General features: G+C 59.8%; 10 protein-coding genes. 4 read left to right on the top strand and 6 right to left on the bottom strand.

What is annotated here, in order from left to right; genetic code table 11:
- Positions 1-6 precede the first annotated feature (6 nt).
- The 6 genes from ACLI1M_RS01810 to rplJ form a co-directional block, all read right to left on the bottom strand.
- On the bottom strand, positions 7-3,501 hold the full coding sequence (locus ACLI1M_RS01810; protein WP_200288281.1) for a DNA-directed RNA polymerase subunit beta: 3,495 nt from the start codon (positions 3,499-3,501) through the stop codon (positions 7-9).
- 384 nt (positions 3,502-3,885) lie between these two features.
- Positions 3,886-4,902: a DUF3068 domain-containing protein gene (locus ACLI1M_RS01805; RefSeq protein ID WP_248099157.1), complete on the bottom strand. Its 1,017-nt coding sequence runs from the start codon at positions 4,900-4,902 to the stop codon at positions 3,886-3,888.
- 72 nt (positions 4,903-4,974) lie between these two features.
- Positions 4,975-5,307 carry a HigA family addiction module antitoxin gene (locus ACLI1M_RS01800; protein WP_023020529.1) on the bottom strand — a complete coding sequence of 111 codons (333 nt, stop codon included), beginning with the start codon at positions 5,305-5,307 and terminating at the stop codon, positions 4,975-4,977.
- 40 nt (positions 5,308-5,347) lie between these two features.
- On the bottom strand, positions 5,348-5,491 hold the full coding sequence (locus ACLI1M_RS01795) for a type II toxin-antitoxin system RelE/ParE family toxin (protein ID WP_248099380.1): 144 nt from the start codon (positions 5,489-5,491) through the stop codon (positions 5,348-5,350).
- A 214-nt stretch (positions 5,492-5,705) separates the two neighbouring features.
- A complete protein-coding gene (gene rplL, locus ACLI1M_RS01790) occupies positions 5,706-6,095 on the bottom strand; it encodes a 50S ribosomal protein L7/L12 (RefSeq protein ID WP_005322882.1) in 390 nt (129 codons plus the stop codon).
- A gap of 88 nt (positions 6,096-6,183) precedes the next feature.
- Entirely contained in the window at positions 6,184-6,705 is a 522-nt protein-coding gene (gene rplJ / locus ACLI1M_RS01785) for a 50S ribosomal protein L10 (RefSeq protein WP_005322886.1), read from the bottom strand.
- Between the two features lie 313 nt (positions 6,706-7,018).
- Here rplJ and ACLI1M_RS01780 point away from each other — a divergent pair, with 313 nt between their 5' ends.
- The 4 genes from ACLI1M_RS01780 to ACLI1M_RS01765 are packed head-to-tail and all read left to right on the top strand — an operon-like array spanning position 7,019 to position 12,055.
- Complete coding sequence (locus tag ACLI1M_RS01780) at positions 7,019-8,323, top strand: cryptochrome/photolyase family protein (protein ID WP_248099158.1); 1,305 nt, start codon at positions 7,019-7,021, stop codon at positions 8,321-8,323.
- A gap of 32 nt (positions 8,324-8,355) precedes the next feature.
- A complete protein-coding gene (locus ACLI1M_RS01775) occupies positions 8,356-9,372 on the top strand; it encodes a pyridoxal-phosphate dependent enzyme (RefSeq protein WP_248099159.1) in 1,017 nt (338 codons plus the stop codon).
- Positions 9,369-10,670: an FAD/NAD(P)-binding protein gene (locus tag ACLI1M_RS01770; RefSeq protein WP_248099160.1), complete on the top strand. Its 1,302-nt coding sequence runs from the start codon at positions 9,369-9,371 to the stop codon at positions 10,668-10,670. Before ACLI1M_RS01775 ends, ACLI1M_RS01770 begins: the two co-directional genes overlap by 4 nt.
- The gene (locus tag ACLI1M_RS01765; protein ID WP_248099162.1) at positions 10,667-12,055 is read left to right on the top strand and encodes a Y4yA family PLP-dependent enzyme; all 1,389 of its coding nucleotides are present in this window, start codon (positions 10,667-10,669) and stop codon (positions 12,053-12,055) included. Before ACLI1M_RS01770 ends, ACLI1M_RS01765 begins: the two co-directional genes overlap by 4 nt.
- The last annotated feature ends 30 nt before the right edge of the window (positions 12,056-12,085 follow it).

The raw sequence follows: 12,085 nt of genomic DNA, 5'->3' as shown, positions 1-12,085 counted from the left end.
AACTAATTAGGCGATGTCAGCGGAAGAGCCCTCATCGCGGGACAGGTTAATGCCAAGCGATGGGCTATCCATGTCATCGTCATCAGAGCCAGACAGCTCCATCGGCGTGCCGTCGGTGGAAAGAACTTCCACGTTCAAGCACAGGGACTGCAGCTCCTTGAGCAACACCTTGAAGGACTCAGGGATGCCCGGATCTGGAATATTGTCGCCCTTAACAATGGCTTCGTAGACCTTCACGCGGCCGACGACGTCATCGGACTTGATGGTCAGCAGCTCCTGCAGGGTGTAGGCAGCGCCGTATGCCTGCATTGCCCACACCTCCATCTCGCCGAAGCGCTGGCCACCGAACTGGGCCTTACCACCCAGCGGCTGCTGGGTAATCATGGAGTAAGGACCGGTGGAACGGGCGTGAATCTTCTCATCGACCAAGTGGTGCAGCTTGAGCATGTACATGTAGCCAACCGAAATTGGGTACTTGTACGGTTCGCCCGAGCGGCCGTCGAAAAGCGTGGCCTTGCCGTGCTCATCCACCAGCACATCGCCGTCGCGGTTAGGACGGGAGGAAGCCAGCAGGCGCTCGATCTCGTGATTGGTAGCACCGTCGAAGACCGGGGTCGCGGTCAAGGAATCCGCAGGAACGTCATAGAGCTCCTCCGGCAGGGTCTTGAGCAGCTCGGCGTTCTTCGGATCCTCGGTGTCAACCTTCCAGCCGGCGTGTGCCAACCAGCCCAGGTGAACCTCGAGGACCTGGCCGATGTTCATACGACGTGGCACACCGTGGGTGTTCAGCAGGATGTCTACCGGGGTGCCGTCTTCCATGAACGGCATATCCTCTGGCGGCAGAATCTTGCCCACAACACCCTTGTTGCCGTGGCGGCCGGCCATCTTATCGCCGTCCTGGATCTTGCGCTTCTGGGCCACGTAGACGCGAATCATCTCGTTGACGCCAGGGGCCAGATCGTCATCATCATCGCGGGAGAAGCGGGCAACGCCAATGACCTTGCCTACCTCACCGTGCGGCACCTTCATGGAGGTATCGCGAACCTCGCGGGCCTTTTCACCGAAGATGGCGCGCAGCAGGCGCTCCTCCGGGGTCAGCTCGGTCTCGCCCTTCGGGGTGACCTTACCCACCAGGATGTCGCCGGCGCGGACGTCGGCACCGATGCGGATGATGCCGCGCTCGTCCAGATCGCTCAAGACGTCTTCAGAGACGTTCGGAATCTCGCGGGTGATTTCCTCCGCGCCCAGCTTGGTATCGCGAGCATCGATCTCGTGCTCTTCGATGTGGACGGAGGTCAAGATATCCTCTTCCACGATGCGCTGGTTGAGGATGATGGCGTCCTCGTAGTTGTGGCCTTCCCACGGCATGAAGGCAACCAGCAGGTTGCGGCCGAGGGACATCTCACCATTGTGGGTACCAGGACCATCGGCCAGAACCTGGCCGGCCTCTACGCGCTCGCCCATAGAAACCAGCGGGGTCTGGTTGTAGTTGGTGCCCTGGTTGGTGCGCTCGAACTTACGCAGGATGTAGGTGTCGCGCTGGCCCTCATCATCCATGATGGTGATGACATCAGCGGTGACGTTTTCTACCACACCGGCCTTCGGGGTGATAACAACGTCGCCAGCGTCATAAGCAGCGCGCTGCTCCATGCCGGTACCTACCAGCGGAGCCTCGGAGCGAACCAGCGGCACGGCCTGCTTCTGCATGTTCGCACCCATCAGGGCACGGTTAGCATCGTCGTGCTCCAAGAACGGAATCATGGCGGTACCCACGGACACCATCTGGCGTGGGGAGACGTCAACGTAGTCCACACCAGAGGCATCGGTAAGTCCAATATCGCCGTCCTTTAGGCGGACCTCAATACGCTCGCCGGTGAGGTTGCCCTCTGCATCCTGCTCGACCTCAGCCTGAGCAATAGCGAAGCGATCCTCTTCATCAGCGGTGAGGTACTCCACCTGATCGGTAATCTTGCCGTCCACAACCTTGCGGTACGGGGTCTCGATGAAGCCAAAGGCATTCACGCGGGCATAGGAAGCCAGCGCGCCAATCAGGCCAATGTTCGGCCCCTCAGGAGTCTCAATCGGGCACATGCGGCCGTAGTGAGAAGCGTGAACGTCTCGCACCTCAATGCCGGCGCGCTCACGGGACAGACCGCCCGGGCCCAGCGCGGACAAACGGCGCTTGTGAGTCAGGCCGGACAGCGAGTTGTTGTGGTCCATGAACTGGGACAGCTGCGAGGTGCCGAAGAACTCGCGGATAGCAGCAGAGACCGGGCGCACGTTAATCAGGGAGGTCGGAGTGATGGACTCCGCGTCCTGGGTGGTCATGCGCTCGCGCACAACGCGCTCCATACGGGACAGGCCCACGCGGACCTGATTCTGGATGAGCTCGCCTACGGTGCGCAGGCGGCGGTTACCAAAGTGGTCGATGTCATCCGTGTGCAAGGAGATCATCTCGCCGTTTGGCGCCTTCATCTCGCGCTCGCCTACGTGCAGGCGGACCAGGTACTCGAGGGTGACGGCAATGTCTTCCTCGGTCAGGGTCATCAGACCATCGTGGTCGCCGCCCAGACCCAGCTTGCGGTTGACCTTGTAGCGGCCGACCTTTGCCAGGTCGTAACGCTTCGCACGGAAGAAGGAGTTATCCAGCAAGGACTGTGCCAATTCACGGGTTGGCTGCTCGCCTGGGCGCTGCTTACGGTAAATCTCCAGCAATGCCTCATCGGTATTTGCCACACCATCAGATTCCAGGGTGGACATCATAAGCTCGGAAAAGCCGAAGCGATCCTTGATCTGCTCCTCGCTCCAGCCCAGTGCCTTAAGCAGCACGGTAACCGGCTGGCGGCGCTTGCGGTCAATGCGCACGCCGACGGTATCGCGCTTGTCGACGTCGAACTCCAACCATGCACCGCGGGAAGGAATAACCTTCACGGAGTGCAGCGGACGCTCGGTGGACTTATCGATCGAGCGATCGAAGTACACGCCCGGGGAGCGCACCAGCTGAGAGACGACGACGCGCTCGGTACCGTTCACGATGAACGTGCCCATATCCGTCATCATCGGGAAATCGCCGATGAAAACGGTCTGCGACTTAATCTCTTGGGTGTCGTTATTGATAAACTCTGCGGTCACGTACAGCGGCGCGGAGTAGTTGATGTCCTTTTCCTTGCACTCATCCACGGTGTTTTTCACCGGTTCAAAGCGCGGCTCCGACAAGGACAGGGACATATTGCCCGAGTAGTCCTCAATCGGCGAGAGCTCTTCGAGGATGTCCTCGAGGCCGCTCGTTACGCGGGCATCATCGCCACGCGCAGCCTGCTCGCGCTCGCGCCATTCCGGCGAGCCGACGAGCCAAGCAAAAGAATCAAGTTGTACGTCAAGGAGACCCGGCAGGGCGATGGGCTCGCTAATTTTTGCAAACGAGTATCGCTTCGGGGCTCCGGGGATATTGGCCACTGACTTGGTCTGGCGGGAGACTGCCAAGATGGGTCCTTCCAGCACCTCACGCGGATTGCCTGCTCGCCCTGGCCGACGAGCCGCAAAACCGCTGGTAATTCTAGCATTCGGTCTACTGTGGAGTGTCTGGGTTCAGAATGCACAAAATCACCTTGTCAAGTCGGTTTTGCCATCACCGGCCTGAAAGGCTAAATGTGCACCGAAGATCCAGATTCCAGCGCAACGAAATAGCTTATAGGAAAAGACCTGTCATGTAAAGACACACCACTATTGGGGCGTGTCGCTACCACGCTAGGGGGCAAGTTCGTGCTCGCCGCGGCGCTAACGCGTCCACACCGCGCAACTCCGCGCGGTAACCAGTGAGCACCCTACCACTAAAATCTCTCTATACCGCAACCCTGCCGGCGATCGAGGCTCCTAGCTGCTCTTTTAGCGGCTCACCGGCACCGCGCTTCCACCGTTGTGCGCGTGGTGGCCACACCGGCGGGCGTGCTTATTCTTTCCGCCAAATAGCCCCAGCGCACCGATGATTCCTAGTAACGCAAGCAGCGCGCCTACTCCAATGACTATCCAGCGGACAATCTCCGCCACGCGATCGCGCGGGAATTCTGCGGCTTCCTTCAGCAGCTCTTTTTGGTCCTCTTCGGAGGTAGAACTATCAAAGACGAAGGCACGCACGCGCCCCACGCCTTCGCGGTCTGCGTAGTAGTCATCGATGTCTACATCCATGCCCACCACGAGTCCGGTTTGTTGGTCTACATAGAAGTCACGGTTACCGGAGTGGGTCAAGTACCCCTGTTCCTCGCCGCCGCCCTCCTTGGGCAGGCTGGTGGTATTCCCATCGGCTGCATAAAGCTGCGCTACGTTCGTCGGCTCAATTTCTTGGTGATAGCGATAGACCGTACGGCCATCCATCGTGGTTTCTTCTTCAAAGACCGCATCGACGGCCTTGCGCAGGGTCGGGTCAAAGACTGGGTAATTGGTCTTTTCGGCATCCGCGGGGAACTTGAGCCAGTAGCCGTCTATGGTCACCGTATCTGATGGAGTCGCGAGCGTATGGCTCAACGAGGCCTCCCCCATAGCTTCACCACTCAGGCGGTCCACCGGGTAGGTCCACACCTGGGCCTGGCTCAAGTCGTTTAAGCCTTCGCCCTCGCCGCGCATACGCGTCTCACCGATGCGCACGGTAGCCTTCTCTTCGTCCGAGGGCTCTTGGATATCCATGTTGATCTGGTAAGTCATGGGGCCTGAATACGGCGCGGAACCATCCTTGGACAATTGCTGGGAATCCGCGGAATCATCGTGCAATGTCCAGGTGCTGTTTTTCAGGTTCAGCGGCAGCCGCGGGGAAAAATCCAAAAATGCCGGCGCCACAACACCAGCGGCGATCAACGCGACACCGAGGCCTAGGAGCAGGACGGAAAAAATGCGGGACTTGGGCAGCATGGGGGCTAATTCTACAGCCCTTGGCGGAAATTCCTGGTTTCTACAGGCCACCCCGCCGTGCCGGATTGATTTCTAAGCAGTGTGCTTATTCCAAGCAACGATACTGCTAGTATCCGTGGTTTGGCGCGCGCACCAAAGATCAAACTCTTCCTGCAGTCCCAGCCAAAACTCCGCCGAATTGCCAAAATAGGCAGAGAGACGAAGCGCCATTTCCGCACTAATCCCAATGCGTCCACGGACCAGCTTTGAAATTTGGGATTTGGAGCTAAAAATATCCCTGGCTAAGCGGTATTGAGTAAGTCCGAGCGGCTCCAGAAACTCCTCGCGCAGAACCTCCCCAGGGTGTGGAACGGATATGATATCCGAAGCTTCCTCTCCCTCATTTGTGATAATCGATGAAGTCAACGTCCACAGCTCCTTTCCCTGTCCATCGAAAGACTACTCTTCACTGCGCGTTAACGCGGATGGAATAAAATCCGTCCCACTGCCCTTTCAGTCTCTCCAAACGATTTGCTGGTGGAATCCTTAAATCAGCTAGGGAAACGGACCGGTCAATCATGATGAGTTTGCGGCGCAGGATCTTCCGCAGTTCAGGAGGTACATACTTTGGCGCCTTACCATCTGTGTGAAAACGCTCTAAGCTACCCTCCTAAACTCCACAACGCCATGGTGTCATACTTTGACACTATTGGCCATTGCTGCACTCCACGCACTACGCTCGCAAACACAAAACGAGGAAATCCCCAGCTCCCACCGCGTGCAGCGGTAGAAGTGGGGATTTAAAAGCGGAAAGCTCAGTGAAATTACTTGAGCTCGACGGAAGCGCCAGCCTCTTCCAGCTTGGTCTTAGCAGCCTCAGCGTCGTCCTTGGAAGCGCCCTCGAGGATAGCCTTAGGAGCACCCTCGACCATTTCCTTAGCTTCCTTCAGGCCCAGGCCGGAGACGATCTCGCGGACAGCCTTAATAACGCCAATCTTCTTAGCGCCAGCGTCGGTCAGAACGACGTCGAACTCGGTCTTCTCCTCAGCGGCACCAGCGCCGCCCTCAGCCGGAGCGCCAGCTGCAACAGCAGCAACCGGAGCAGCAGCCTCAACGTCGAATACCTCTTCAAATTCCTTAACGAATTCGGACAGTTCGATGAGGGTCATTTCCTTGAAAGCTTCAATGAGCTCGTCCTTGGTGAGCTTAGCCATGATGGCAAGTCCTTTCTGTGTTGTGTGAGCGCTGCACCTACATTAGGCAACGCGCACGGTGTTGTAATTGTGCGTCTTTTGTGACGACTTAAGCTTCTGCTTCCTTCTTGTCCTGCAGGGCTGCGACGGTACGTACAGCCTTGGTTGCAGGAGCGTTGAAGAGAGCGGCTGCCTTCGCCATAGAACCCTTCATAGCGCCAGCCAGCTTTGCGAGGGTGGTCTCGCGGTTGTCCAGCTTGGCGATGGCCTCAACCTGGTCGGCAGACAGTGCGTTGCCGTCCATGTAGCCACCCTTGATGATGAGTGCCTTGTTGTCATCAGCGAACTTGGTGATGACCTTCGCAGCATCCACTGCCTCGCCCTTGATGAACGCAATTGCGGTCGGGCCAGTCAGCAAATCATCAAGACCTTCGATGCCAGCTTCCTTGGCAGCGATCTTGAAAAGGGTGTTCTTGGCGACGGAGTATTCAACGTCAAATCCCAGATCGTTACGCAGCTCCTGCAGCTGGGATACGGTCAGGCCGCGGTACTCGGTCAATACAACAGAGTTAGCGCCAGCCAGCTTCTCCTTCAGCTCTGCCAGGTCTGCAGTGTTCTTTGGGTTTGCCATTGTCTCTCGCCTCCTTCCAAAACATCTCTTTTATTATTCCGCCGGGACCTTCCTTATTTCGGTTACCCGAAATAACAAAAGCCCCGTGCAAGAGCACAGGGCGCGCGACATAAGAGAATGCCGCGAATAATCGCAAAGTGTCTCCTGCGTGGGCCGCCTCCTAGGATGGAGAACCTTCGATCCAAATGGATGACCAACGGTCTTCGGTGAACTTTGACTCGGCCTGAAGCGGCCGTTCAAACTTCGTGGAAAACACTACCTTCCCACCAACGGTTTCTCCAAATCCCCGTTTTCGCCGCGTAGGATAGCCGACATGACCTGCCTGATGTGGTTTCGCGATGACCTGCGCCTACACGATAACCAGGCCCTTCGCCGCGCGGCCGAAGCCGCCTCGCTTACAGGCGTTCCCTTGATCGCCGTCGTGCTCGACGAGCCGGCATATCCGGGCACCCGCCCACTGGGCGGCGCCACCACGTGGTGGCGCGAGCGCTCCCTTTATGCCCTTGCACACGACCTCGCCGAGCACGGCGTGGAGCTCATTCGCGTCGCCGGTGATGCCCGCGTGGAAATCCCCCGCCTAGCCGCCGAACTCGGCGCCACTACCGTCACGTGGACGCGCCGCTACCACGGCCCGCTGCGCGAGGTTGATGCCGCCGTCAAGGAAAACTTGACTGCTCGTGGCATTACCGCCACTTCTTCACCCGGCTTCACCCTGGTCGACCCCTGGGAGGTCACCAATGGCCAGGGCCAGCCCTATAAGGTCTTTACCCCCTTCTCCAAGGCCGCCTCCTCCCAAGTGGCAGGCGATGAACCGGAGGGGGTGCCGGAGATGGGGGCGTCGGCAAGCATTGCGTGTTCCTGGCCCAAGCCCACCGAGCCGGCGTGGGCCGCATCCCTGGCCGAGCACTGGACGCCCGGGGAAGCCGGAGCGCGGGAGCGCCTAGCCCAGCTGGATCTGGCCAACTACGCCAAGGAACGCGATATCCCCGCGCTTAATGCTACCTCTCTACTTTCTCCCCACCTGCGCTTCGGCGAGGTCTCCCCGCGCGAAGTGTGGTTCGCCGCGGCCGAGGAGCCGGAGTGCGCCAAGTTCCATTCCGAGCTACTGTGGCGCGACTTTGCCTGGCACCGCCTCTACCACCTGCCCAACCTTGCTACCGAAAACGTACGGGAAAAATTCGACCGCTTCGATTGGTCCTGGGATGACCCACGCCTGACAGACTGGCAGTCCGGTACGACGGGCATTGCGCTTGTCGACGCCGGAATGCGCGAGCTATGGGCCACCGGCTATATGCACAACCGCGTACGGATGGTGGTGGGATCCTTCCTCACCAAGAACCTCGGTATCCACTGGCGCCTGGGCGAGGAATGGTTCTGGGATACGTTGGTAGATGCCGATGCCGCCTCCAACCCCTTCAATTGGCAGTGGGTGGCTGGCTGCGGCGATGACGCCGCACCATTTTTCCGCATCTTCAACCCCGAAACCCAAGCCAAGCGCTTCGACCCCGACGGCGAATATGTGCGCCGCTGGGCACCCGCGCTGTCTGGCCCACCCATAGTGGACCTAAAGGAATCGCGCCAAGCCGCCCTCGACGCCTATGCGGAGATCAAGGACTAGGTCGGCGGAAGAGGCAGAAATAAAGGTCTACCATGGGGCCAATGATGAGCCCTAGGATTTATTCTCAAGCGCACCCGCCCATCGGCAATACCCCACTCATGCGAGTGGAGGCGATCAATCCTCGGCCGGATGTCCACCTCTATCTCAAACTCGAACAGTTCAACCTCGGCGGCTCTGCAAAAGACCGTACCGCCCGAGCACTAATCCAATCGGCCCTTGCCGCCGGCGATATCCGCCCAGGGTCGACGTTGGTGGAATCTTCCTCCGGCAACCTGGGCATGGCTCTAGCTCGCCAGGCCCCACTGCAGGGGATGAAGTTCCACTGCGTGGTGGATCCGCGCGTCAACGCTTCTACGGTGGCCACCATGCGGGCCTATGGCGCACACGTGGAATTGCTCGACCACCCAGATCCCGAAACCGGCGATTGGCTTACCGCCCGCCGCACCCGCGTGGCCGAGCTATTGGAAGAGATCCCCGATTCTTTCAACCTCAACCAGTATTCCAATGAAGCCGCCTTTCACGCCCACGCGGAGGGCACTATGACTGAGATCCTGGATCAACTCGGGCAGGCACCCAGCCATGTGCTCGTGGCTATGAGTACCACCGGAACCCTTGGCGGCTGTGTCCGCAAACTTTCCGAGGTGGGAGCCAGTACCCAAACAATCGGCGTTGATGCAGAGGGCTCCGTACTTTTCGGCGGTGAGCGTGGCACCCGCATGCTGCCCGGCTATGGCGCAGGTATCGTGACCGACCTATCCACCAAATTTTCGCCCTCCTCCGTCGAGCGGGTCCCCGATCTCGAGGCCATCGTGGCCGCCCGCAGGCTCGCCCGGGCCGAGGGTTTGCTGCCGGGTGCTTCCGGCGGTGCTGTTATCGCAGCCTTCCAGCGCCTCGCGCCTTCCCTGCCGGCGGGGGCGGAGGTGGTTGCCGTGCTACACGACGCCGGCCAGCCTTACTTAGACACTATCTATAACGATTCCTGGGTATGCGAAAACTTCGGCATTTCACCTGCGGAACTTGCCGCGCGCAGCGAAGGGACGGCGCAGTGACTTCCCCTAAGCCTGCCCGACGCATTGCCATCATCGGAGGCGGCCCGCGCGGTCTCTGGGCCGTAGAGGAACTCATCGAGCGCGCCCGCATCCCCATTTATGTCACGGTCTTCGACCCGTATCCGGCCGGTGCAGGCGCTGTCTACCGCCCGCAGCAGCCGCCGCACTGGCGCCTCAACGTCAACTGCGCCATCGTCACCACCGCCCACGATAATTTCAACGCATGGCGCGCCCGCCGCGGTGGGGACACCACCGATGCCTTCCCACCGCGCGCCGAAGTGGGCCAATTCCTCGCCGATACCTGGTCCGCCGCATTGCAGCGCGCGCCGGCGCACATCCGCATCCGCCACCTGCCGCACCGCGTGAGCGAAGTGAGCAGCGACGGAGAAGGCTTCGTGGTCGATGGCACCTCTTTCGACGACGTCCTAGTCTGCACCGGACACGACCATTTGCATGCTGGTTCCTTGGTCCACGAAGCTTCGCGTGTGCCCGTCACCGGTCTTTATTTCGGCGCCGACCTCCCTAGCGCTCCACGGCGAGTCGGCGTACGCGGTGCCGCCTTAAGCTTTATCGATGTATGCCTGCTTTATGGCGATACCGCCGAGGTCATTTATCCGGTGAGCCGCAGCGGGCGATTTATGGAGGTAAAGCCTTCTCCGGAGACACCGCTGCCGGAGGTTTCGACGCAGTGGCGGCAGGCCTGTGCGCATATCACTAACGCCACAGACTTGCGCAAGATCCTCATCGGGGCCGCAGACGAGTTCGGCGACTTCACTAGTGCGGAACTAACAGCCGTTATTGATGGTCAGGATTTCACCGGCGATGCGCTCGCTGAGCTCGAGGCTTCCCTACGTGCGGCCGAGGGCACTGGTCCTCTGACTCCGGCCATGGCCGTGGGCGCGGCTTTTCGTGGGGTCTTCCAAGACTGCGTCGATTGGCACCAGGCGCACGGCCCAATGCCCGGGTTCCGCGAGCTCTCACGCACCCTCGAGCGGGTGGCCTTTGGCCCGCCACCGGTCACAGCCAGGCGCCTGCTCGAGCTCATCCACTCCGGGGTGGTGGATACCCAGTATCTAGGCACTCCTGAGCAGATAGATTCCTGGCGGGAGAAGGGCGGCGTGGACCTGCTTATCGACGCCACTGTGGCTCCCCAAGCCACCCCCTCCCCCTTCCATAACGTTCCTGGTGTGGTGGAAATTGGCCGCATGAATGAGCTCTCCCTGCCCGGGCATGACTCTCTTAACCGTTTAGTACACGATGACATCCCCCGCTGGGCGGAGAAAGTAGGAAACCCATGACCACCCCTCCCATTGCCCCACTGCCGGTCCACGGCACCGTGCCGCTGCGTGCCCGATGGGAACGGTGGTTGCAAGAGCTCGTGGAGAACCCGCAAGAAGTGACCGCACTAACCTCGCGCTATGGCTCTCCGGTGAACGTGCTCAATCCCGCGCCACTGCGCCACAATGCCCAAGAGCTACTAGACGCCGGTGCTTCGCACGACGTGAAAACTCGGGTATTTTTCGCCCGCAAAGCCAATAAGGCGCTGTGCTTTGTTGATGCCGCTCGCGAGAGCGGACTCGGCGTGGATGTAGCCAGTGAGAACGAGCTACGCCAAGTACTCGAGCGCGATGTAGCCCCAGAGCGCATCATCCTCAGCGCTGCTATCAAAAGCGATGGTTTGCTCCGCCTCGCGATTTCGCGTGGCGTTACTATATCGTGCGATTCTCGCGCAGAATGCGGCCGCATCGCCGCCATCGCGCGAGCTTTAGAAACCACCGCCCGCGTAGCGCCACGCCTTGCTCCAGATCCAGACGCCTTACCACCGACCCGCTTCGGGGAAAGGCTGCCTATATGGCAGGAAACGGAGTGGCCCGCAGATCTTCGTGCGGTGGGTGTACACGTTCACCTGCATGGCTATAGCGAGGCGGATCGCCGCACCGCCCTTGCAGAGGCCATTGCTCTAGTCGAGCACCTACGCGCAATGAACCAACCCGCTAATTTCATCGATATCGGCGGCGGCGTGCCCATGAGCTATTTAGAATCCCGCGAGCAGTGGGAAAACTACACAGCACGTATCTCTGCGCAACGAGCTGGTACCGGTGCCCCCTTTACCTGGAAATCGGATCCGCTCTCCAATACTTATCCTTTCTGGCAGGAGCCGACACGCGGTCAGTGGCTGAACCAACTTCTCTCCGGTGAGGTCCCCGGCTACGGCAACGCCGGTGGTGCCCTGCGCGAGCGGGACATCGCCCTCCATCTAGAACCGGGCCGCAGCCTCCTCGACGGCTGCGGTGTCATCCTCGCCGAGGTGAGCTTTCTCAAAGAACGTTCTGATGGCCTGCCCCTTATCGGTGTGGCGATGAATCGCACGCAGTGCCGGACCGCCGCGGATGACATCCTGCTAGACCCCCTCCTCGTGCCTACAGCCGGTTCAGCAAAGGAGGTCTCCCGCGAGCGACGTACCGGCTTTGTAGTCGGTGCCTACTGCATTGAAGACGAGGTGATTCTGCGCCGCGAAATGGACTTTCCAGCGGGCATTGCCGTAGGAGATACCCTCGCCATTCCCAACACGGCCGGATATTTTATGCACATCCTCGAGTCTGCTTCGCACCAGATCCCCTTGGCTCGAAACGTCTACTACGACGGCGGCGAATGGGTGCCAGACGATATTGACGCCACATAACTACTAGTGGCTCGAGATATAGAAAAAGGG

The sequence above is a fragment of the Corynebacterium sp. LaCa54 genome (genome assembly GCF_046717495.1).
In the GTDB taxonomy this organism is placed as follows: Bacteria; Actinomycetota; Actinomycetes; order Mycobacteriales; family Mycobacteriaceae; genus Corynebacterium; species Corynebacterium kefirresidentii.
Note: the sequence above shows the minus strand (reverse complement) of the source record. Positions and strands in the feature narration are given on the sequence as shown.